Origin of the sequence: Gluconobacter roseus, assembly GCF_046058915.1 — a bacterium.
Taxonomy (GTDB): domain Bacteria; phylum Pseudomonadota; class Alphaproteobacteria; order Acetobacterales; family Acetobacteraceae; genus Gluconobacter; species Gluconobacter roseus_A.
The window spans coordinates 737719-758480 of sequence record NZ_CP175538.1 but is presented as its reverse complement, the minus strand read 5'-3'; the positions used below and the strand labels follow the sequence as shown (position 1 = coordinate 758480).

The following is a 20762-nucleotide window of genomic DNA, read 5'->3' as shown; positions in this document are numbered from 1 at the left end:
TCAAAGGTTCCCGCTGGTTGACGTGACGCCGTTCTAGAGCATCCTGCGCGCTGGCGGAACGCCCGTTTGAAGGCGTAACGGCATGAAAAAGGGGCCTGGGATGACAAAACGGGATGCGGGCGGGGCCGCGAGGGGACATGCGTCCGCGCAGATGGCGTTTCCGCTGCGTCGTGTGACGGCCATGACGTCCGAGCGTTTCATCAACGGTCCGTCCAACGCCGCCGCGCGGGCCTGGCTGGCGCGGAGCCAGTGGCCCGACGGGCGGCTCTGGCTCTGGGGGCCATCGGGGACGGGGAAGACGCATCTTCTGACGGCCTGGGCGCATGAGCATGACGCGACAGTGCTGGATGCGCGTCTCTTTTCGAAGTCGTCTGCGGGTGGGCGGATCCGGGTGCAGGGCAATCTTGCGATCGACAATGCCGATTCGCCTGGCGATGAGGCGACCATGCTGCATCTGCTGAACGATGCATTTGCGCAGGGGGACCGGGTTCTGATGGCGGGGCAGCTTCCGCCGTCGCGCAGTCATTTCATGCTGCCTGATCTGGCGAGCCGTCTGAGGGCGACCGCGACTACCGCCACCGGGGAGCCCGAGGATGATCTTCGGGCGACGCTGCTTCTGTCGCTTCTGGCGGACCGGCAGCTTGTGGTGTCGCAGTCGGTGACGGAGTGGCTGTGGCGGCATCTGCCCCGGACGGGCAATGCGCTGGTCTCAGCGGTCGAGCGGCTGGATGAGGCGGCTCTGGCGCGCAAGCAGCCAATCACACGGGCGCTGGCGATGGAAATGCTGCCAGATCTGCTGACGCCTGAGGGGTAAGCGTCATGGGAGTGACACAAAAACTCCGTTTGACATGCCTATCTCGCGGCATGACCTTTTGTGCGACCCGTATTTCTGTGTGTTCCGGAAGACCCCATCGTGACGACTGAAGATTCCCGGCCCGCTCCGCGCCGCCGTTCTCCCCGCAAGCCCCGCAGTGCAGTAACGCCGGCTCAGAACCGGAGCCGACGTCGTCAGACGGCTGCTGCCAAGGCCGAAGATTACGCGCATATGCCGACCTCGCCAGAGCGGTTTCTGAACCGGGAGCTGTCATGGCTGGACTTTAACCAGCGCGTCATTGATGAGGCTGAGAACACCCGCAATCCGCTTCTGGAGCGGGTGCGGTTTCTGTCCATCAGTTCCAGCAATCTCGACGAGTTCTATTCCGTGCGCGTGGCGGGGCTTGTGGGGCAGGTGCGCGAGGGCATGGTGGTCCGCAGTCCGGACGGGCTGACGCCGGCCCAGCAGCTTGCACAGGTGCGGCAGAAGGCGCGGCATCTTCTGGCCGAGCAGCAGCGTGTCTGGCATGTGCTGGAAGGTGAGCTGAAGGATGCGGGCATTGTCGTCCTGACGACCGACTCCCTGGATGCGACCGATCTGGCGCAGCTCTCCACGCTGTTCGATGAGCGGGTGTTCCCGGTTCTGACGCCGATGGCCGTTGATCCGTCTCATCCGCTGCCATTCATTCCCAATATGGGGCTGGCGCTGCTGATGCGGCTCAAGGACCCGGCATCCTCCATGCATGTCATGGATGGTCTGATCCTGCTGCCGGCGCAGGTGCCCCGGTTCCTGCGACTGCCGGCGCGTCTGAAGGAAGGGCAGGAAACGCCGGACCAGATCCGCTTCGTGCTGCTTGAAGACCTGATCACGCTGTTTGCCGGGCGTCTGTTCCCGGGACTGGCAATCGGAGCGGCCGGTGTGCTGCGCGTGATCCGCGATACGGATGTGGAGTTCGAGGACGAGGCCGAGGATCTGGTGCGGTCCTACGAGACGGCGCTGAAGCAGCGTCGTCGCGGCGTGTGCATCCATCTTGCGCTGGACCGCAAGCTGCCTGAGGCGCTGGGCCGCGAGATGGGGGAAGAGCTTGGCGTGGGCGAAGAGGACGTGGTCGTCCTGCCGTGTTTCGTGGGTGTCACGGATCTCAAGCAGCTGATCGTGGATGACCGCCCGGATCTGGTGTTCCCGCCCTATACGCCGCGCTTTCCCGAGCGTGTTCTGGATTATGACGGCGACTGTTTTGCGGCGATCCGGGCCAAGGACATGCTGGTCCATCATCCGTTCGAGAGCTTCAACGTTGTGGTGCAGTTTCTGCGTCAGGCGGCGCTGGACCCGAATGTGCTGGCGATCAAGCAGACGCTGTACCGGACGTCCCGCGACAGTCCGATCGTGCATGCGCTGATCGAGGCGGCGGAAGCTGGCAAGTCGGTGACGGCGATGGTCGAACTGCGGGCACGGTTTGATGAAGAAGCCAATATCCGCCTGTCGCGTGCGCTGGAGGCGGCGGGTGTGCAGGTGGTGTTCGGTTTTGCGCATCTCAAGACGCATGCCAAGCTGAGCCTTGTCGTCCGTCGTGAGAATGGGTCGCTCCGATCCTATGCGCATTTCGGGACGGGGAATTACCATCCGATTACGGCACGGATCTATACGGATCTGTCGTTCTTTACCTGTGATCCGAAGCTGTCATCGGATTCGGCGCGTCTGTTCAACTACATGACGGGCTATGCCATTCCGGAAAAGATGGATGCGCTGGCGTTTTCGCCTATCACGATCCGCTCGACACTCGAACAGCTGATCCATGATGAAATCGACCATGCGAAGGCGGGGCGGCCAGGGCGCATCTGGCTGAAAATGAACAGTCTCGTGGACGCCGAACTGATCGACAAACTGTACGAAGCCTCGCAGGCCGGGGTGAAGATCATCGGAATCATTCGCGGAATCTGCTGTCTGCGGCCGGGTGTGCCGGGGCTTTCGGATAATATCGAGATCAAGTCGATTGTCGGGCGTTTTCTGGAACATGCGCGGGTTTTTGCCTTCGGAAACGGGCATCGGATGCCGTCTCACAAGGCAAAAGTTTTCATTTCTTCCGCAGACTGGATGGTGCGGAACATGGACTGGAGGGTAGAAGCCATGGTGCCCATCACGAACCCGACGGTCCATGCGCAGATTCTTGGCCAGATCATGACGATGAACATCAAGGACAACCTTCAGAGCTGGACGCTCACGAGGGACGGTTACTGGCATCGGGTTTCGCCGGGCGCACATCCGTTCTCCGCCCACGAATACTTCATGAACAATCCGTCCCTGTCCGGCCGAGGCTCGGCTGCGCGGGAGAAGGTCCTTCCGGAGGCACATCGCCCCCGTGAGCGGCCCGACAGGATTCTGGAAGACTGATCTTCATGTCCTCATCTGCACAGCGTTCCGCCATTGTCGATCTTGGATCCAACTCGGTCCGGCTGGTCGTTTTTGAAGGGGTGACACGCAACCCCCTTCCGATCTTCAACGAAAAGGTCACGCTCAAGCTTGGGCGTGGGCTGGATACGACAGGGCGCCTCAATGAAGAGGGCGTGGCGCTGGCGATGGACGTGCTGGGACGGTTCCATACCGTTGCCCGCGCGATGGGGGCGGAGCCGTTTCAGGTTCTTGCAACCGCTGCTGTCCGGGACGCCACCAACGGGCCGGACTTCGTGGATGCGATCCGTGCGCGGATGCCGGGCGTGCCGATCCGGGTTCTCGAAGGGACGGAGGAAGCCGATTATGCGGCGCGTGGTGTTCTCTGTGGGCTGCCGGAAGCGAACGGGCTGGTGGCCGATATCGGGGGCGGATCGCTGGAGCTGATCCATGTTGCTGACGGTCAGTATTTCGAGGCCGTGACGACCAAGCTGGGAGTGATCCGGCTGCATGACCGCGCCAAGGGCAGCATCGAGCGTGCGGCCGAAATTGCGAACGAGCTTCTGGCCGCCGTGAACTGGCTGCCGGGCATGACGGGACGGCCGCTCTATCTGGTGGGTGGTGCCTTCCGGGCTCTGGCCCGTCTGCAGATCGCCCGGACGCAGTATCCACTGAACCTCGTGCATCTGTTCAGCCTCTCCGAAGGGGAAGCGCGCGAGATGGCGGACTGGGTTATCAGCGCGCCCAAGCGCACGCTTGAAAAGCTTCCCGGCGCGCCGCGCAAGCGTCTGGCGGATGCGCCGTTTGCGGCCGTTGTGCTGCGCTGCCTGATGGAGCGGGTCCGTCCGTCCAAGGTCGTGTTCAGCGTCGATGGGCTGCGTGAAGGCTGGTACATGCGCCATGTGGCGTCTTCGGTGGCGGATCTGGATCCCATGACGGATCTGGCGACGGAAATGGCCAACCGGCTGGCGCGCAGTGCGTCACTGGCCGAGCCTCTCGTGAAATGGACAGCACCGCTGTTCCGCGAGGAGACGCGCACGCAGAAGCGTCTGCGCGAACTGGCCTGCATGCTGTCCGATATCGGGTCCTACGATCACCCCGAATACCGCGCCGAACAGACCTATCGCCGTGTGATGCATGGTCATGGCGTGGGCTTCGACCACAGCGCGCGGGCCTTTATCGGGCTGACGCTGGCCGTGCGTTATGAAGTCTCGATGGACTCTCCCCTGATCGAACCTTCCCGTCAGCTTCTGTCGCGTTCGGAAATCGACCGTGCGGTACAGTTGGGTCTGGCGCTCCGGCTGGCCTATACACTCTGTGCAGGGACGAAAGTCCTTCTGGATGAGTGCAGGCTGCTTGTGGAAGACGGCACGCTCGTGCTGATCCTGGGCGCGCGCAGCGTCCGGGCGGCAGGCAGTGCGGTCCGTCGTCGTTTCGAGAGACTGGCGGCTGCGATGCAGCTTCAATGTCAGGTTAGGGAAGAATGAGTTTGCGGAATTACGGGACGGCAGCCAGGGTTGGTTTTCTGGCGGCAGCTGTGGTGTTCGGGCTGTCGGGGTGTGGCAAGTCCCATGATCGGGGGGCGCTGTGGAAAGTCGTGCACGGACGGTGTGCGCCGGATGCCGCGCACAAGCCCTGCACGGTCTATGATGAGAAAGACGGCTATGCCCTGCTCAAGGACAAGACCGGGCGTGGGCAGTATCTTGTCATCCCGACGCAGAGGGTCCCGGGGGTGGAAGACCCGGTTCTGCTGAAGCCCGAGACGCCGAACTATTTCGCGGAAGCCTGGGGCGAGCGTGCGCATGTGGCGCAGGCCTACGGGTTCGAAATCCCGGACGCCCATCTGTCGATGGCCATCAATTCGCGTCCCGGCCGGACACAGGACCAGTTGCATATCCATCTGGACTGCCTGACGGCCTATGCCCGCGCCGAACTCGACAAGAACATGATCACTGAGAACTGGTCTCTGGTCTCGTTGTATGGTCATCCGTACCGGGCGCGGATCGTGGCGTCGCTGGATCCGTCGCCGTTCCGGGTGATCGCGGCGGATGACATGTCCATCCACACGCTCGTTATCACGCCGGCCAAGCATGGCGGGTTCATTCTGCTCGATGATATGGCGCATGTGTTCGACCATGGATCGGGTGAGGAGCTTCAGGATCACGCCTGTCATCTGGATGATCCGCATCACAAATCCATGATTATGGACGGCATGGATATGGGGGAGCATCCCAACGGCATGATGTGACATTGCTGCGGCTTGTCCGGTAATTTCGGGTGTGACAGGGTTCGATCAATCTCGAACAATCTGCACTTCCGGAGACCGGTCTTGAAACTGGCAGCGAAATCGCCACCAAACTGGCCCCTGCTGTCGCTTGCCGTTGGCGCCTTTGCCATTGGCACGACAGAGTTCACTCCGATGGGCCTTCTACCCGTCATCGCCCATGGTCTTCAGGTCAGTGTGCCCAAGGCCGGTGGTCTGGTGACGGCCTATGCGATGGGTGTGATGATCGGTGCGCCTATCATCACGCTTCTCATGGCGCGTTTCCGGCGCAAGCTGGCCCTGATCCTGCTGATGGGGCTCTATGTGGCGGGAAACCTGCTTTCCGCCGTTTCCTATAGTTATGAACTGCTGTTTGCGGCCCGTGTCCTGACCAGTCTGGCGCATGGGGCGTTTTTTGGTCTCGGCGCAGTCGAAGCCTCGCTGTCCGTGGCACCGTCGCGGCGGGCGAGTGCGGTGGCGTCAATGTTCATGGGGCTGACGATCGCCAATATCATTGGCGTTCCGGCGGCAACCTGGCTTGGGCTGAATTTTGGCTGGCACAGCGCTTTTGGCGTGACGGCGCTGCTGGGGCTTGTGACCATGCTGGCCGTGCAGTTTGCGCTGCCGGCCCGCGAGATCGGTCCGGCGCCGGAAGTCGGGCGGGAACTGCGGGTTCTCGTGAAGGGCAATGTGCTCCTGGCGCTGCTGACGACCGCGATCGGGGCAGGGGCGATGTTCGTGCTCTATACCTATATTGCGCCGATCCTTGAACATATTACCCATGCGAGCCCGACGGTCATTACGATCGCGCTCATGCTGACGGGCGTCGGCTTTTCGATCGGCAATGCCATTGGTGGGCGCAGTGCAGATCGATCGCTGGACGGAAGTCTGCTGGTCTTCTTCCCCATTCTCGGCATCATCATGCTGATTTTCCCCTGGATGGCACAAACGGTGCCGGGCGCGCTGTTTGCATCGCTGGTCTGGGGCGCGTCCACGTTCTCTCTGATGCCCGCGCTTCAGATGCGGGTCATGCAGGCCGCACATGATGCGCCGGCTTTGGCGTCGTCCATGAATATCGGTGCGTTCAATCTTGGAAATGCCATCGGCGCGGCTCTGGGAGGGATCGCGCTGTCCATGGGGTTGGGTTACAGCGGTGTTTCCGTTATCGGAACGGCTCTGGCCCTGGTCGGGGTCGGTCTTGTTCTTCTGTCACGAAAGGTGGCTCCTCTATGATCCGTTCCCTCCTGCTCGCCACCAGCCTGTTTGTCGGTGGCGCCATGGTGCCCCTGGCTGCCATGGCCGCACAGCCTGCGAATGTGGGCGATGCCATTCTGGCCGCCAGCGCCTATCACGACAGTGGCGACTATCAGCACGATTTTGATGTCGTCGTTGCACAGGCCCGTCAGTGGGTTGATGAGACTGCGCCGAAAACGCGACGCCCGGCGATCGTGCTCGATATTGATGAGACGACGCTGTCGAACTGGGATGCGATCCGGGCGGATGGTTTTGGTTATATTCCCTCGGGTCCGTGCGATGCGCTTCCTAAGGGGCCTTGCGGAGCGGATTCCTGGGAAAAGAGTGGTCGTGCACCGGCGTTTGCCTCCACGCGGGGACTGATCGAGGATGCGCAGGCCCATCATGTGGCGGTGTTTTTCGTGACGGGGCGGCATGAGGACGAGCGTGATGCGACGGAACGGAACCTGCATCTGGCGGGAATCCAGCATTGGGACGGGCTGTATCTGCGGCCGATGACGTCTCATGGCTACGCGGCGCGATACAAGACCCCGACGCGGGAGCGGATCGAGCGCAAGGGCTACACGATCATCGCAAGCCTCGGTGATCAGCCGTCCGATCTGGCAGGGGGACATGCGAAAAGGGGTTTCCTTCTGCCCAATCCGTTCTATCGTATTCCGTAACATTATGTAATTTTCAGAAACGGAATCCGGTATGCGCGCGCACTCAGTTCTTGCACTTCTTCTTGTCGGGATCTGGGGCGGGGCGGCGTCTGCCGGTTCCATGCCTGTTGGGAAGGCCCGGGTTCTGTGGTCCGGGCCTGAAGAGCGTGTAGAGGCGCGGGCCTGTCAGGTTCGGAGTGCAGAGCCGCAGTCCTTCTGTCTTGTCTGGACGGGCAAGGGCGCCCCGGTTTCTGAAAATATTGATGGGGCACCCGGATCTGTCGCGACGCTCTGGCAGCGGACGGGGCTGAAACCGGAACCGGGGGAGGCGCCGGACCTCCTGTTTTACGCTGGCGCCGGCGGGGCAGAACGATGCGGCGACTATGTCGCGCTGCGTTTTGCACAACTGCCGCATTTCCAGAAAATCGGCGACTGCCGCCAGCCTGAATATCCGCCTCAGGCTGCGCCTGCGACCGGGCCGTTCGGTTTCTGGTTGTCGATCCCCGTGCTGAGGCCATTCGGTGCATCCGATTCTGACAGCGCGTCGACACCGGTCCCGGTGATCTGGCGCAATGGAACATTCGCGCTGGATGCGGCCCGGTTGAAGCAGAATGCCCTGTCCTTTGTCTCCCTGGGCTTCGACGGAGCATCCATCGGCAATGAAACCGGGGCATTCATGTGGGAAACCCGGCATAATCGCCCGGGGCAGGGCCTGCCTACAACGACGCAGATCATGCTTGACCTGATCTTAAAGGGTCATGCCGATCAGGCGCTGTCACTGCTTCATAGCAGTACCAATTCACATTTCGACAGTTCGCTCTATTGGAGCGATCTGTGCGCGATCCTGGTCGCTGATCCCAACTGGAAGATCCTCATGCACGGCGTTTTGCCCGGCGCGGCTCAGATTGAGGAGGCGGCTAGGACGGGGCAGCGGGGTCGTGAAAGAACCGCTTATGTCCATTAAGGACTGGATCTGAAAAAGCCCGGTGCCATGACGGCGCCGGGCTTTTTTTATGTCAGAACGATTTGAGGAGCCGTTCCAGATAATCCAGTTCGCTTTGCGGACGGGTGCGGTCCGAGGCGCGGCGGCGGAGTTCGCGCTCGATGTCGCGGGCGCGGTCCCGGGCGCTCTTGTCCGGGATATGGGCATCGGAATCCTTGCCCTTGTCGCCTTCGCCCAGTTTGCGGCCCAGCGGATCCTGATCCTTCTGATCGTCGTCATCTCCGTCTTCGTCACCAGCCTGGGGCTGGTCGCCGTCATCGCCCTGCTGGCCTTTCGCGCCATGCTGGGGTTTGCCGGAACCACCTGCGCCGCCGGACGGGATGAAGCTCAGGCTGCCGCCCTGACCCTTGCCCGATCCGCCGGATTTCTGGTTCTGGCGCATCTGCTTTCCGGCTTCGGACAGATCGGCGAGGACTTTCTGCTCGGCAGTTTGGGCTTCGGCGTCCTTGCGGTCCGCGAGAGCTTCACGCGCGGTCTGCATGTCCGTCTTCGCCTTGTCGAAGGCTGTGGCGGGTTTGCCGGTCAGGTCCTTCACGCGGCGGCTCAGGATATCGTTCACGCGCTGCAGCGCGCGTTGCAGGGCATGGTCCGCGCGGCGTCCGTCGGACTGTGCGGCGACCGTGGCCGGATCGACCGGAGCGGGCGGTTTGGCGTCCGTGGGCTGATCCATGCCCGGCGGGGGCTGCATGCCGAGCTGACGGAGCAGGTCGGCCGTGGACATCTGGCTGACATCCGGGCGGCTGCCGTCATCGGGCGGAGCTGCAGCCTTCTGCGCCGCCGAGAGACGGGATTGCGTATGGTCGAGCAGGGTGGTCTCGCGGTGGACGAGATCATGCAGGGCCGCGCGCTGGGCACGGGCCTCGGCCTGTGCCTTCATCTGTTCGGCAAGAGCCTTGAGATCCTCGGGGCTGGCCTGACGCATGCGCTCGGCCATGTCTTCCATCTGCTGGAGGCGCTTGAGGGCTTCGTCGCCATGGCCCTGATTGGCTTCGGACTGGAGACGGCGCATTTCGTCCGAGAATGGATCGGCCGAGCTTGTGCCGGACTGCGGCATGACGATGCCGCTCTGGGCTGCGCGCGAGAACAGGAGCTGCATCCGGCGGTTCAGGGCATCCTTGAGAGCCTGTGTCCGACGCTGGAGTTCTTCCTGTTCGGGGAGCGTGTGGCCCTTGTCGCCGAGGTCGCGCATGTGGTCGAGCTGCTGCTGCACGCCCTGCTGGGCGGCGCGGACTTCGGCTGCGGCATCAGCAATGTCGGGACCGTCGCGGCGCAGATCGTCCAGATAAAGCGCCAGTGCCCAGAGTTCGCCGGGTACACGGTCCGCCGAGCCATCAGGGGCGTCTTTCTGGAGGGAGGCGATCTCAAGGCCGAGGGCTGCGAGGATGGCGCGTTCGTCGGTCGTCTGCGTCAGGAGGTTCAGTTCGGCTGCGGCCTGCGAGGCGCGCTGCTGGCCGAGCATGAGGCGGCGGCGCAGGGCGACGAGGGCGCGGGCCAGCGGATCATTGAACTTGCGGGCGGCGATCTGGAATTTGACGATATCGCTGCGGCTTTCGCGGCCTGAAGCGCTTTTGGCGTGCAGGCGGCCTTCGACTTCCATTCCGGCGAACGGATCGGAGGAAAGATCCGGCGTGGCGACGCCTTTCGCATCCTTGGGCTGTCCGTCGAGCGGGATGGGAACGCGCAGGATGCGGCCTCGGGTCAGGCCGGGAAGGTTGATCTCGGCTTCAAGCGAGGCGACGCCATAGGTCTGGTGGACATGCCAGGGCAGGCCGGTGCGCCAGTCGTCTTTCTGTGGGCCGGGTTTGCCGTCCCAGGTGACGGTGGGCGGCAGGTCGGGTTCAACTTTAACGCGCCATGAGCCGAGCGTGCGGCCTCGGACCACGATACTGATGGTGCCGGACTGTTGCAGCGTGCCGTGGCTGTTCCAGCTTTCAGCGTCGAGGCGGTTCTGTTCAGGCGAGGTGATGCCGTGCAGGGCGGGTTTTCCGTGCGCGCCGGTGATGGTGGCGTTCAGAATGGCGCCCTGTGGAACGTCAAGCGTATTGCGGCCCGTGGCGGAGAGGAAAATCGGCGCACCGGGTGCGTAGGACGGACGGTCGATCCAGGCCTGAAGGGTGGGGAGCGGAATGCTGTCATCATCCACGCCGGGGATCATCCCTGCATGAAGACGCGAGGGTGTGTGCGTACCGCCGAGAACTGCCGCGACCACAATGGCCAGCGGGACGGCAATGAGCGCGAGCCGTTCGTGCAGGCTGGTTTCGGGGTGGGGGAGGCCAACGCGGAGCGTGCCGAGCGAAGCGGTAACGCGTTCGACATGGCGGGACCAGATGGCGGACTGCTCGCCGTTGCCTGCAAAAGCCGGCCGGTCGGTCAGGCTGAGGAGAGGCTGGTAGGCGAGCTTGGAATCATGCTCGATCCGGCGGTCGGCCACGGGAATGCTGACGGGGGGTACGCGGCGCAGGCCGGTGATGGTCAGCCACAGGGCCGTGCCGAGAACGCCGGCTTCCAGCAGGGTATGCAGCCAGTCCGGCAGGGACTGGGGAATACGCGCAAGGCAGGCCAGAACGTAGAACGCGACCAGCAGCAGCGGCCAGCGCAGGGGCTCCCACGCGCGTTCCCACCACAGGACACGCTGGGCTTTCCGGCGCAGGGCTTTGAGGTGGAGGGCCGGGTTTGGCTCAGCCATGGTCGTCCTTAGCTGTCAGCCATTCCGGAACGGTTTCGGAAGCGATCATTTCCGCAACGCTCTGGCGCTGGCGGATGATCTCCCATTTTCCGTTGTCGATCAGGACCTGCGCCGCAAGCGGGCGGGTATTGTAGGTCGAGCTCATGACCGAGCCATAGGCGCCCGTATCGAGAAGGGCGATCAGGTCGCCGCGCTTCGTGTCTACAGGCAGGGCGCGGTCTCGGGCGAAAATGTCGCTGCTTTCACAGACCGGACCGACGATGTCCCAGAGTTTCGTGGGACTGGTCAGGCCACTCGGGGCGACGGGCATGATGCCGTGCCACGATTCATAAAGGGACGGGCGGGCGAGATCGTTCATGGCGGCGTCGAGCACGACGAAATCGGGATTGCCGGCCTTGGTTTCGATCACGCGGGTCAGCAGGATGCCGGTGGGGGCGGAGAGCCAGCGGCCGGGTTCGATGCTGAGGCGGACGTCGAGATCGCCCAGTGTCTCGGCGATGACGCCTGCGAGCATGTCGGGCGAGGGTGCGATTTCGTCCCGGTAGCGGATGCCGAGGCCCCCGCCGCAGTCCACGGCTTCGACGGTGTGACCGGCCGCGCGGATTTCGCGGATCATGTCGGCCAGCCGGACATAGCCTTCGCGGAAGGGGCCTGCGGTGAGCATCTGGCTGCCCAGATGAACGGCCAGACCCACGAGGCGGACGTTTTTCAGGCTGGCGGCTTCACCATAGAGGGCGACGGCGCGGCGGTGTTCGATGCCGAACTTGTCTCCGGCGCGGCCGGTGGAAATCTTGTCATGGGTGTCGGCGTCCACGTCCGGATTGACGCGCAGGGCGGCGCGCGCGACGCGGCCACAGTCGCGGGCGATGTCGTCCAGACGGTAGAGTTCCTCGACGCTCTCGACATTGATCTGTGCGATGTCGTGCTCGACGGCGGCGCGCAGTTCGGCATCGGATTTGCCGACGCCGGAGAACACGATGCCCGAGGGCTGGATTCCGGCATGGAGCGCCCGCTGCATCTCGCCACCGCTGACGATGTCCACGCCGTAGCCGCACTGGCGCAGGATGGTCAGGGTGGCCTGATGGTCCTGCGACTTCATGGCGAAATGCATGTTGACCGGCAGGTTCCGGGCTTCGAACGCGGCGCGCAGGGCCTTGGCCCGACGACGTAGCGTTTCAGCGCCCGTGATCCAGCACGGTGTGCCGACGGCGGCTGCGATGACGTGCAGGGGCACGCCTTCGAACAGCAGGCCGTCCCGTGCGTCCATCTTCAGCGAGGGACGAGTTTCCAGCATGTCGGAGAAAGACGGATCGGTGGCGGGATCGGAGGGAAGCGGTGCATTCATGATGATGCTACCGTATCGCTCTTGGAAGCATGTTCCAAGCTGAACCCGCAGGGGATAATATCGCCGGCATGATACAGGAACTGATCAGAGAGGCCCTTGAGGCCCGTTCGCGTGCTTACGCACCCTATTCGCGCTTTCAGGTTGGGGCGGCGCTGCGGTGTGAGGGCATTGTCCATTCCGGCTGTAATGTCGAGAACGCGGCCTATCCGCTTGGAACCTGTGCCGAGGCCGGGGCGATTGCCGCCATGGTGCGGGGCGGCGGACGTCGTATCGAGGAAATCGTGATCGTGGGTGAGGATGCGCCGTGCACGCCATGTGGGGGGTGTCGGCAGAAGCTGCGGGAGTTCGGGCTTCCGGATCTGCGGATTCATATGATCTCGCCCAAAGGAGACATGCTTATGACCCGGACGCTGTCCGAGCTTCTGCCCGACGCGTTCGGGCCGGATCATCTGGGATGAGACGCGCCGCCGCGTTGCTGATGGTCTGTCTGTCAGGGGGAGGGGCGATGGCCGCTCCGGCTGTGGCATTGCCGGGACTGGGTCCGGACAGTCATCGCAGCGTGGTGGACGTGAACGTGGCGCCCTGGCGGATTCTTGGTCGCGTCCAGACGGCGCTGGGCGGACGCTGTACGGGGTTTGCCGTGGCACCAACCGTGATGGTCACGGCGGCGCACTGTCTGTGGCTGCCAGCGACGAGGCATTATATCCAGCCCGGGGATGTTCATGTCCTGATGGGCTATGTGATGGGCCAGTACCGGCTACATGCGCAGGTGACACACTTTGTTATTGCCCCCGGATATGATCCTGACAACGAAGGGGGAACGGCATCCGAGGATCGGGCTACGCTGGTTCTGGATCGGCCTGTCATAGCATTGGAAGATCTCGTGCCTTATGGCGAAGCCCGGATGGGCGCTCCGGCCATGCTGGTCGGATATCCGCAGGATCGGGCAGAGGTGTCGTATGGCGATACTGCGTGTCAGATCAATGGGTTGGCTGTTAACCAACTGATCCATCATGACTGTTCGGCAACGCGTGGAGACAGCGGTGGACCACTGCTGGTCCAGCAGCCGGACGGGCAGTGGGGGATTGTCGGGGTCGACGTGCTTGCAACTTCTGGTCGTGGCGGGTTTGCAGCGCCATTACCGCACTGAGATTTTCGAAAATGGTCCGGGTTGCCATGCAGGAACTGCACGTCAGAAAAAATTCACACATGCAAACATCAGGCTGGTCGTGACGTTGCAGACGGCAGAACCCCGAAAGGGTGTTACAGGTTTTTCAAACCCCAAAGGTGATTGCCATGTATGCCATGCCCATGAAGGCGACAGCGTCCCGGTTAACTCCGAAAGGAGGATCACGCGGGGAGCATAAAAAGGTCAACCGCAAGCATGTCCTCGTTGTCGAGGATCAGGCGCTGCTGCGTTTTCTTGCTGCGGACATGCTCGAGGAAGCCGGCTATGAGGCGTCCCTTGCCGGGGATGCCAGCGAGGCTCTGGAAATGCTCGAACGACATCCGGATATCGGCACGATTTTCTCAGACGTGAATATGCCCGGCGATATGGATGGTGTGGACCTTGCCCGCGTCATTCATGAAAAGCGCCCGGATGTCGGCGTCGTTCTGACGTCAGGTACGCGTGTTCAGGATCTGGGCCGATTGCCAGGTGGCACGATGTTTCTGGCCAAGCCCTATGAATGGGACGAGGTCTATCGCTGCCTGGAGCGGGTCAGGCACTGAATTGCCGACAGATTATAGAGAGGGGAAAGCAATGTGGTGCACCCGAAAGGACTTGAACCTCTAACCCCCAAATTCGTAGTCTGGTGCTCTATCCAGTTGAGCTACGGGTGCGGACACATTGTATAGGTCTTCATCAGGAGAAGACTGGTGCACCCGAAAGGACTTGAACCTCTAACCCCCAAATTCGTAGTCTGGTGCTCTATCCAGTTGAGCTACGGGTGCGCTGTGAGGCGGGGTTTTACAGAGGCTTAACTGACCTGACAACCCCGCTTTCGAAAAAATTTCAGTTTCGCGTCATGGTGATATGAGCCCGGCACGAAGGCGAGCCGAAAATGCCGCCAATGGCTTGTCCAACAGGGTAGCCGTTGAAGACGACGGCGGTCTCGTGATGGTTCATGTCCGTCATGGCAAGCTCGGCATGATAGTGATGATTTCCGGGCGTATAGGTTCCGTGCAGGACCTGTGAGCCGTCAGCGGGCGTAAAAAGAATTTCCTTGCCGCGGATGCGGAGCGTCGAGGGGCGCTCGGTCGGGCAGGTTCCCTGATCGGCAACGAGCGCGCCAACCCATGAGCCGGTTGGGTCATTGCCGGGGTCCGGAGTTCCGGCACAGGCCGCAAGCAGAGCCGTGGCGGAGAGGGCGAAAAGTGCTGGCAGGCGCATGTTGGTCCTGTTCCTTGTTGCAGAATGGATGACGCAGACGACACAACACCTTATAGGAGAGCCTCAAAAGGCACCATGAAACCGGAACGCGAGGCCATGACATTGACCCAGCAGGACGCCAGCACCGTCGAAAAGCTCGACGAAACCCTTCACGAAGACCGTATCCTCATTCTGGATTTCGGCAGCCAGGTGACGCAGCTTATTGCGCGCCGCGTCCGCGAAAGCGGCGTTTACTGCGAGATCTGGCCGTTCACGGCGACCGAGGAAAAGATCCGCGCATTCAATCCGCGCGGCATCATCCTGTCCGGCAGCCCGGCCAGCGTGCATGACGAGAATGCACCGCCGATTCCGGATGTGGTTTTCGCGCTGAACCGCCCCGTGCTGGGGATCTGCTATGGCCAGCAGGCGATGTGCCAGATGCTGGGTGGTAAGGTCGAGAGCCACGAGCACCGTGAATTCGGTCGCGCCTATATCGATATTGCCGAGGACTGCTCGCTGTTCCGGGGTGTCTGGGCGCGCGGCAAGCGCGAGCAGGTCTGGATGAGCCATGGCGACCGCGTCACGCAGCTTCCGCCGGGCTTCCGCGCCGTTGCTCATTCCGAAGGGGCTCCGTTCGCGATTATCGCGGATGAGGGGCGTCGTCTTTATGGCGTGCAGTTCCATCCGGAAGTCGTGCATACGCCGCATGGCGCTGCGCTGATCCGCAACTTTACGCACAACGTGGCCGGTTGCAGCGGAACCTGGACGATGGCGGGCTTCCGTGATCTGGAAATCGCCCGTATCCGCAAGCAGGTTGGTTCAGGTCGTGTGATCTGCGGTCTGTCCGGTGGCGTGGACAGCTCTGTTGCTGCCAAGCTGATCCATGATGCGATCGGCGATCAGCTGACCTGCATTTTCGTCGATCCGGGTATCATGCGCACGGGCGAGGCGGATGAAGTCGTCAAGACGTTCCGTGGCCGCTTCAATATCCGCCTTGTCCATCGTGACGCTTCCGAGCTGTTCCTGAAGGAACTGGCTGGCGTGACGGACCCCGAGGTCAAGCGCAAGACGATCGGCCGTCTGTTTATCGAGGTCTTCGAGGAAGAAGCTGCGAAGCTGGGCGGTGCGCAGTTCCTGGCGCAGGGCACCCTGTATCCGGACGTGATCGAGAGCGTGAGCTTCTCGGGTGGTCCGTCCGTAACCATCAAGTCCCACCACAATGTCGGCGGTCTGCCGGACCGCATGAACATGGAACTGGTCGAGCCGCTACGTGAGCTGTTCAAGGACGAGGTCCGCATGCTTGGCCGTGAGCTGGGTATTCCGGAGAGCATCGTCGGGCGGCATCCGTTCCCGGGCCCCGGACTGGCGATCCGTATTCCGGGAGACGTCACCAAGGAAAAGCTGGACCTGCTGCGCAAGGTGGACGCGATCTATCTTGAGGAAATCCGTCGCGCCGGTCTGTACGACGCGATCTGGCAGGCTTTTGCGGTTCTGCTGCCTGTGCGCACGGTCGGTGTCATGGGCGATGGCCGGACCTACGATCAGGCTTGTGCCCTGCGTGCCGTAACCAGCACGGATGGCATGACGGCGGAAGTCTATCCGTTCGACTTCGCATTCTTGAACCGGGTGGCCGGGCGTATCGTCAACGAGGTCCGCGGTATCAACCGCGTGACTTACGATATTACGTCCAAGCCGCCAGGCACGATTGAGTGGGAATGATCCTGCATTCAATCGGTCGATAGAAACTTTTGGGAACCCCGCAGCGATGCGGGGTTTTTCTTTGCCGTGATTTCCGAAGGGAGATGTCGGACTTGTCCGGATCTTCGGGGAGTGACAGTGTGAAATCTTTCAAAACAAGGATGATCCTGATGTCGATCCGGTTTCTTTCTTTTTCTGCTTCGCTGCTCGTGGCGGGTGTGGTGCTGATGCCGACGGCCATGGCGGCTGACGCTGCCGAGAAGCCCTGTGAGACCGATCTTTGCCGCAGCGTGCGTCAGTCCTGGGCTTCGGTCCGTCATGGGACGTCCGATGCTGCCGACTGGACGAAAAAGCAGAGCGTGAAGGGCTGGGATGCCACGAAGAATGGTGTCTCCCATGCAGCGCATTGGACGGGCAAGGAAGGCGAAAAGGGCTGGAAGGCGACCAAGAACGGCACCAAAGAGGCGGTTCATGCTACGGGCGCCTGGACGAAGAAGACGGCTCATGACCTTGATCCAGGACCTTCGGACAAGGCGCCGGACGCTAAAACCGACGCGTCAGGTCAATAAGGATATTTGTTTCGGGGTGAGAGGTTCATCTCAAGCTCCGGTCACGAAAAAGGCCTGCCCCGCAAGGGACAGGCCTTTTTTATGCGCGTGAGAAAAGCGCTTATTCCATGTGATGCTTGTGGCCGGTCATTTCGGTTGTGAGCTGGGCGCGGGCTTCTCCGTCCGGGTATTTCTCGGTGTGCAGGTTGATGTAGGTCTGCCCGGCTTGGACTTCCTTGACCTGATCGGGCGTGAGCTGGAGCGTGCCGGTCATGCGGGTTGTGTAAGGGCCGTTGATCGGGGCGAGGACGCCGGCGTCCTGACCGTCCGGAGCCGGGCCATGCAGATGGGCTGCCGTCACGGGACCAGAGAGGCCGTTATCTTCGAAACGGTAGGTCAGGGTATTTTTGGTGGTATCCAGCATTGCGGATGCCGAGCCCTTGATCGGGGCGGTCGCACCATGTTCGCCCTTGAACGGGCCGAAGAGATGCAGCGTTTCCGCAGAAGCGGGCAGGGCAGTCACCGACAGGCCGAGGGCCAGTGTCGTCAGCAGAAGTCCAGTACGCATGGAAGTCCATCCTTGCAGAAGTTGGACTGACTGAACGTGTGCTCAGGTTTCGAGTTCGGTATTCCAGTACAGATAATCGCGCCAGCTTTCGTGAAGATAATGCGGCGGGAAGGTCCGGCCGTTTTCCTGAAGGAGGCGGCTGCTGGGCTGAACGGGTTTGCGGTGCGGGTGCATGCCCAGTTCGCTTGGCAGTTTTGAGCCCTTGAGCAGGTTGCAGGGGCTGCAGGCAGTGACGACATTTTCCCAGGTTGTGCGGCCTCCGCGGGCGCGGGGGATGACGTGATCGAAGGTCAGCTCGTGCGTGGGCAATCGGTCATGGCAGTACTGACACGAAAAATTGTCCCGCAGGAAGACGTTGAAACGGGTGAAGGCCGGTTTGCGGGCTGTGGGAATGTAATCCTTCAGCGCGATAACGCTGGGCAGACGCATGCTCTGGCTGGGGGAGTGGACGACGGCGTCTTCATATTCGGAGAGGACCGAGACGCGGTCGAGGAAGACGGCCTTGACGGCTTCCTGCCAGGACCAGAGCGAGAGTGGGAAATAGGACAGCGGACGGAAATCCGCGTTCAGGACAAGAGCCGGAAAATGCTGACCGCTGACGGACACCACACGCATCCTTTCTGCAAGGACGACACATGCGGGGATTACGGCGCCGAATGAAAACGGGACAAACAGCGGGAAAACACGTGTCGTCGGCTTCTTTGAGAAAACTATTCCAGTAAACTGCGCGGACCGCAAGCAAACGCTGGTGACACATTCATGACTCCTCCCGCCACGACACGATTTGCGCCGAGTCCCACGGGATTCCTGCATCTGGGGCATGTGGTCTCGGGACTGTATTCGCGGATCATGGCCGGAGAGGCTGGAAAGTTTCTGATTCGTATCGAGGATATTGATACGACACGCTGTACGCCGGAACTGACACAGGCTTTGCGTGAAGATCTGGACTGGCTTGGGTTGTCGTCAGATGGGTCGGTCCGGCAGCAGTCGGAGCATCTGGCGGAGTATCATGTCGTGCTGGCCAACCTGCGGGAGCGGAGGCTGCTCTATCCGTGTTTCTGCACGCGGCGGGAGATTGCCGAGGCTGCAACACAGGTCGCGCCGGATGGGAGCCTTGTTTATCCCGGAACCTGTCGGCACGGCGCGGCACGGGAAGGGCAGGAGCGTGATCCGGTCTGGCGGCTCGATATGGGGCGGGCGCTTAATGTGTTGCAGGACGTGCCGGGCTGGCATGAGGTCGGGCATGGGCGTATTGCCGGGAAGGCTGATGCGTTCGGCGATATTGTTCTGGCGCGGCGGGATACGGGTGTGTCGTATCATCTGTGCGTCACGCATGACGATGCGCTTGAGGGCGTGACGACCGTAACGCGGGGGCGGGATCTGTATGAGGCGACGTCAGTTCAGCGTGTGTTGCAGGACCTGATGGGGTGGCCGGAGCCAGCTTATGCGCATCATGCGCTCATTCTGGATGCGGACGGACACAAGCTGTCCAAGCGGGATGGCGCGGAAGGTGTGCGGGTTCTGCGGGAGGCGGGCTGGACGGCCCGGCAGGTGCGGGAACATCCGCTGGTGCGGCAGGCTCTGGAGGCGAGCCTGCCGACAGGGGCTTATTCCGGCGGATAGACGCCCGGATATGTGATGTCCTGCGACGGGCCAGGGGCGTGCGGGGCGCCTTTCTTGCCGCAGGCGGTCAGGCCGAGAGCCATGACTGCCATGCTGACGAGCAGCAGTGTTTTCATGCGGTTTCTCCGAGTTTGGCGAGCCAAGCTTCGGCCTGATGCTTCACATTGGCCGGGGCGGTGCCGCCTTCGCTGGTGCGGGACGCCAGAGACGCCTCGACGGTCAGGACATCGAAAACGCCCTTGTTAATCTGCGGTTCGACGGACTGCATCTCTTCAAGCGACAGATCGGCCAGGTCGCAGCCTTTCTGCTCGGCCATTCCGACCAGACGGCCGGTGACATGATGGGCAGTGCGGAAAGGAACGCGCAGTTCGCGGACCAGCCAGTCGGCGAGGTCCGTGGCGGTGGAGAAGCCCATGCCCGCGACTTCGTGCATCCGGGCCGTGTTGGCTTTCAGGTCGCGGATCATGCCGTCCATGGCGGCTAACGAGAGCGTCATGGCCTCGGTGGCGTCGAAGACGGGTTCCTTGTCTTCCTGTGTGTCCTTGGCATAGGCGAGGGGCAGGCCCTTCATGACCGTCAGCAGGCCTACGAAATCGCCCATGATGCGGCCGATCTTCGCGCGGACGAGTTCGGCGGCGTCAGGGTTGCGCTTCTGCGGCATGATGGACGAGCCGGTCGTGAACGCGTCCGACAGCGTGATAAAACCGAAGGGGGCGGAAGCCCACATCACGATTTCCTCGGCCAGACGTGACAGGTGCATGGCCTGTAGCGACAGGGCGGAGAGGAACTCGAGCGCGAAGTCACGGTCCGAGACAGCATCGAGCGAATTGGCGGTCGGGCGGTCGAAATCCAGCGCTGCGGCCGTCATGCGGCGGTCGATCGGGAAGGACGTACCGGCAAGGGCGGCCGAGCCGAGCGGGCATTCGTTCAGACGGGCGCGGGCATCACGCAGGCGGCCGCGGTCGCGCGACAGCATCTCGACATAGGCCAGAAGGTGATGGCCGAACGTGACCGGCTGGGCGACCTGCAGATGGGTGAAGCCCGGCATCGGTGTGGCGGCATGTTCCAGCGCACGGGTGGCGAGGGAGCGCATCAGGGAGGCGGTCTGCTCCTGAAGGCCGTCGATGGCGTCGCGGACCCAGAGGCGGAAGTCAGTGGCGACCTGATCGTTGCGCGAGCGCGCCGTGTGCAGGCGCTTGCCGGCCTCGCCAATCCGCTCGGACAGGCGCGCCTCGATGTTCATGTGGATGTCTTCGAGGGCTGGAGAGAAGTCGAAGCGGCCTTCGCCGATTTCCTGTGCGATGTCGCCCAGGCCCTGACGGATTTCGGCCAGTTCGGTCTCGGTCAGCAGGCCGACTTTCTGGAGCATGGTAGCATGGGCGAGGGAGCCGCGGATGTCCTGTCGCCACAGGATCTTGTCAAATCCGATGGAGGCGTTGATCTCGCCCATGATGGCGGCCGGACCCGAGGCAAAGCGGCCACCCCATTGCGGATTGGCGGCTGTGCCTTCAAAGGATGTAGCGGCATCTGATTGTGTGTCGACAGGAGCGTTTTTCATGG

Annotated in this window: 20 protein-coding genes and 2 tRNA genes; 13 read left to right on the top strand and 9 right to left on the bottom strand. The window is 62.3% G+C overall.

Translation table 11 applies throughout. The features are described from left to right. The first annotated feature begins 100 nt into the window (after positions 1-100). From ACJ2A4_RS03575 to ACJ2A4_RS03545, 7 genes are all read left to right on the top strand, one after another. Complete coding sequence (locus ACJ2A4_RS03575; RefSeq protein WP_408873645.1) at positions 101-814, top strand: DnaA ATPase domain-containing protein; 714 nt, start codon at positions 101-103, stop codon at positions 812-814. 231 nt (positions 815-1045) lie between these two features. Further along, positions 1046-3205, top strand: coding sequence for an RNA degradosome polyphosphate kinase (locus tag ACJ2A4_RS03570; RefSeq protein WP_408874089.1), 2160 nt, complete (start codon positions 1046-1048; stop codon positions 3203-3205). 5 nt (positions 3206-3210) lie between these two features. Beyond that, positions 3211-4689, top strand: a complete 1479-nt coding sequence (locus tag ACJ2A4_RS03565; RefSeq protein WP_062509347.1) for a Ppx/GppA family phosphatase — start codon at positions 3211-3213, stop codon at positions 4687-4689. Continuing rightward, entirely contained in the window at positions 4686-5450 is a 765-nt protein-coding gene (locus ACJ2A4_RS03560; protein ID WP_408873644.1) for a CDP-diacylglycerol diphosphatase, read from the top strand. Before ACJ2A4_RS03565 ends, ACJ2A4_RS03560 begins: the two co-directional genes overlap by 4 nt. Positions 5451-5531: 81 nt before the next feature. After that, positions 5532-6698, top strand: coding sequence for an MFS transporter (locus tag ACJ2A4_RS03555; RefSeq protein ID WP_408873643.1), 1167 nt, complete (start codon positions 5532-5534; stop codon positions 6696-6698). Further along, entirely contained in the window at positions 6695-7381 is a 687-nt protein-coding gene (locus ACJ2A4_RS03550) for an HAD family acid phosphatase (protein WP_408873642.1), read from the top strand. The genes ACJ2A4_RS03555 and ACJ2A4_RS03550 overlap by 4 nt, the downstream gene beginning before the upstream one ends. A 31-nt stretch (positions 7382-7412) precedes the next feature. Then, complete coding sequence (locus tag ACJ2A4_RS03545; RefSeq protein WP_408873641.1) at positions 7413-8324, top strand: hypothetical protein; 912 nt, start codon at positions 7413-7415, stop codon at positions 8322-8324. A 52-nt stretch (positions 8325-8376) separates the two neighbouring features. Here the strand turns inward: ACJ2A4_RS03545 and ACJ2A4_RS03540 are convergent, their stop codons facing one another. Further along, on the bottom strand, positions 8377-11049 hold the full coding sequence (locus tag ACJ2A4_RS03540; RefSeq protein ID WP_408873640.1) for a DUF4175 domain-containing protein: 2673 nt from the start codon (positions 11047-11049) through the stop codon (positions 8377-8379). After that, entirely contained in the window at positions 11042-12394 is a 1353-nt protein-coding gene (gene lysA, locus ACJ2A4_RS03535; protein ID WP_408873639.1) for a diaminopimelate decarboxylase, read from the bottom strand. The genes ACJ2A4_RS03540 and lysA overlap by 8 nt, the downstream gene beginning before the upstream one ends. Positions 12395-12462: 68 nt before the next feature. On the opposite strand from lysA, the gene ACJ2A4_RS03530 reads away from it, so the two are divergent. The 3 genes from ACJ2A4_RS03530 (at position 12463) to ACJ2A4_RS03520 (ending at position 14125) form a co-directional block, all read left to right on the top strand. After that, positions 12463-12852: a cytidine deaminase gene (locus tag ACJ2A4_RS03530; RefSeq protein ID WP_408873638.1), complete on the top strand. Its 390-nt coding sequence runs from the start codon at positions 12463-12465 to the stop codon at positions 12850-12852. Next, a complete protein-coding gene (locus tag ACJ2A4_RS03525) occupies positions 12849-13544 on the top strand; it encodes a trypsin-like serine peptidase (RefSeq protein WP_408873637.1) in 696 nt (231 codons plus the stop codon). The genes ACJ2A4_RS03530 and ACJ2A4_RS03525 overlap by 4 nt, the downstream gene beginning before the upstream one ends. Before the next feature lie 146 nt (positions 13545-13690). Further along, positions 13691-14125 (top strand): response regulator, encoded by a 435-nt coding sequence (locus ACJ2A4_RS03520; protein WP_408874088.1) that lies wholly within the window; start codon positions 13691-13693, stop codon positions 14123-14125. Positions 14126-14159: 34 nt separating this feature from the next. Here the strand turns inward: ACJ2A4_RS03520 and ACJ2A4_RS03515 are convergent. From ACJ2A4_RS03515 to ACJ2A4_RS03505, 3 genes are all read right to left on the bottom strand, one after another. Then, positions 14160-14236, bottom strand: a tRNA-Arg gene (locus ACJ2A4_RS03515). A 34-nt stretch (positions 14237-14270) separates the two neighbouring features. Next, positions 14271-14347 (bottom strand) — tRNA-Arg (locus ACJ2A4_RS03510). A 61-nt stretch (positions 14348-14408) separates the two neighbouring features. After that, positions 14409-14786, bottom strand: a complete 378-nt coding sequence (locus ACJ2A4_RS03505) for a hypothetical protein (RefSeq protein WP_194258653.1) — start codon at positions 14784-14786, stop codon at positions 14409-14411. A 96-nt stretch (positions 14787-14882) separates the two neighbouring features. On the opposite strand from ACJ2A4_RS03505, the gene guaA reads away from it, so the two are divergent. Together guaA and ACJ2A4_RS03495 are read left to right on the top strand one after the other, a co-directional pair. Beyond that, a complete protein-coding gene (gene guaA, locus ACJ2A4_RS03500) occupies positions 14883-16484 on the top strand; it encodes a glutamine-hydrolyzing GMP synthase (protein ID WP_062509428.1) in 1602 nt (533 codons plus the stop codon). A 149-nt stretch (positions 16485-16633) separates the two neighbouring features. Then, complete coding sequence (locus ACJ2A4_RS03495) at positions 16634-17032, top strand: hypothetical protein (protein WP_408873636.1); 399 nt, start codon at positions 16634-16636, stop codon at positions 17030-17032. A gap of 100 nt (positions 17033-17132) precedes the next feature. Here the strand turns inward: ACJ2A4_RS03495 and ACJ2A4_RS03490 are convergent, their stop codons facing one another. Together ACJ2A4_RS03490 and ACJ2A4_RS03485 are read right to left on the bottom strand one after the other, a co-directional pair. Continuing rightward, positions 17133-17579 (bottom strand): CHRD domain-containing protein, encoded by a 447-nt coding sequence (locus ACJ2A4_RS03490; RefSeq protein WP_062509332.1) that lies wholly within the window; start codon positions 17577-17579, stop codon positions 17133-17135. Between the two features lie 42 nt (positions 17580-17621). Further along, a complete protein-coding gene (locus ACJ2A4_RS03485) occupies positions 17622-18194 on the bottom strand; it encodes an HNH endonuclease (RefSeq protein ID WP_034953612.1) in 573 nt (190 codons plus the stop codon). A 144-nt stretch (positions 18195-18338) separates the two neighbouring features. Here ACJ2A4_RS03485 and gluQRS point away from each other — a divergent pair, with 144 nt between their 5' ends. Continuing rightward, positions 18339-19202: a tRNA glutamyl-Q(34) synthetase GluQRS gene (gene gluQRS / locus ACJ2A4_RS03480; RefSeq protein ID WP_408873635.1), complete on the top strand. Its 864-nt coding sequence runs from the start codon at positions 18339-18341 to the stop codon at positions 19200-19202. On the opposite strand, the gene ACJ2A4_RS03475 is transcribed toward gluQRS, so the two are convergent. Together ACJ2A4_RS03475 and argH are read right to left on the bottom strand one after the other, a co-directional pair. Next, positions 19187-19318 (bottom strand): hypothetical protein, encoded by a 132-nt coding sequence (locus tag ACJ2A4_RS03475; protein ID WP_263635378.1) that lies wholly within the window; start codon positions 19316-19318, stop codon positions 19187-19189. The two genes, gluQRS and ACJ2A4_RS03475, sit on opposite strands and share 16 nt — an antisense overlap. Next, the gene (argH, locus tag ACJ2A4_RS03470; protein WP_408873634.1) at positions 19315-20760 is read right to left on the bottom strand and encodes an argininosuccinate lyase; all 1446 of its coding nucleotides are present in this window, start codon (positions 20758-20760) and stop codon (positions 19315-19317) included. The genes ACJ2A4_RS03475 and argH overlap by 4 nt, the downstream gene beginning before the upstream one ends. Positions 20761-20762: the final 2 nt, after the last annotated feature.

What these genes read in the sequence shown, in the direction of transcription:
- ACJ2A4_RS03565 (WP_062509347.1), top strand. Translation starts at nt 3,211, where the DNA reads ATGTCCTCATCTGCACAGCGTTCCGCCATTGTCGATCTTGGATCCAAC.
- ACJ2A4_RS03550 (WP_408873642.1), top strand. Translation starts at nt 6,695, where the DNA reads ATGATCCGTTCCCTCCTGCTCGCCACCAGCCTGTTTGTCGGTGGCGCC.
- ACJ2A4_RS03520 (WP_408874088.1), top strand. Translation starts at nt 13,691, where the DNA reads ATGTATGCCATGCCCATGAAGGCGACAGCGTCCCGGTTAACTCCGAAA.
- ACJ2A4_RS03560 (WP_408873644.1), top strand. Translation starts at nt 4,686, where the DNA reads ATGAGTTTGCGGAATTACGGGACGGCAGCCAGGGTTGGTTTTCTGGCG.
- guaA (WP_062509428.1), top strand. Translation starts at nt 14,883, where the DNA reads ATGACATTGACCCAGCAGGACGCCAGCACCGTCGAAAAGCTCGACGAA.
- gluQRS (WP_408873635.1), top strand. Translation starts at nt 18,339, where the DNA reads ATGACTCCTCCCGCCACGACACGATTTGCGCCGAGTCCCACGGGATTC.
- lysA (WP_408873639.1), bottom strand. Translation starts at nt 12,394, where the DNA reads ATGAATGCACCGCTTCCCTCCGATCCCGCCACCGATCCGTCTTTCTCC.
- ACJ2A4_RS03530 (WP_408873638.1), top strand. Translation starts at nt 12,463, where the DNA reads ATGATACAGGAACTGATCAGAGAGGCCCTTGAGGCCCGTTCGCGTGCT.
- ACJ2A4_RS03540 (WP_408873640.1), bottom strand. Translation starts at nt 11,049, where the DNA reads ATGGCTGAGCCAAACCCGGCCCTCCACCTCAAAGCCCTGCGCCGGAAA.
- ACJ2A4_RS03570 (WP_408874089.1), top strand. Translation starts at nt 1,046, where the DNA reads ATGCCGACCTCGCCAGAGCGGTTTCTGAACCGGGAGCTGTCATGGCTG.
- ACJ2A4_RS03525 (WP_408873637.1), top strand. Translation starts at nt 12,849, where the DNA reads ATGAGACGCGCCGCCGCGTTGCTGATGGTCTGTCTGTCAGGGGGAGGG.
- argH (WP_408873634.1), bottom strand. Translation starts at nt 20,760, where the DNA reads ATGAAAAACGCTCCTGTCGACACACAATCAGATGCCGCTACATCCTTT.
- ACJ2A4_RS03475 (WP_263635378.1), bottom strand. Translation starts at nt 19,318, where the DNA reads ATGAAAACACTGCTGCTCGTCAGCATGGCAGTCATGGCTCTCGGCCTG.
- ACJ2A4_RS03505 (WP_194258653.1), bottom strand. Translation starts at nt 14,786, where the DNA reads ATGCGCCTGCCAGCACTTTTCGCCCTCTCCGCCACGGCTCTGCTTGCG.
- ACJ2A4_RS03545 (WP_408873641.1), top strand. Translation starts at nt 7,413, where the DNA reads ATGCGCGCGCACTCAGTTCTTGCACTTCTTCTTGTCGGGATCTGGGGC.
- ACJ2A4_RS03575 (WP_408873645.1), top strand. Translation starts at nt 101, where the DNA reads ATGACAAAACGGGATGCGGGCGGGGCCGCGAGGGGACATGCGTCCGCG.
- ACJ2A4_RS03495 (WP_408873636.1), top strand. Translation starts at nt 16,634, where the DNA reads ATGTCGATCCGGTTTCTTTCTTTTTCTGCTTCGCTGCTCGTGGCGGGT.
- ACJ2A4_RS03490 (WP_062509332.1), bottom strand. Translation starts at nt 17,579, where the DNA reads ATGCGTACTGGACTTCTGCTGACGACACTGGCCCTCGGCCTGTCGGTG.
- ACJ2A4_RS03485 (WP_034953612.1), bottom strand. Translation starts at nt 18,194, where the DNA reads ATGCGTGTGGTGTCCGTCAGCGGTCAGCATTTTCCGGCTCTTGTCCTG.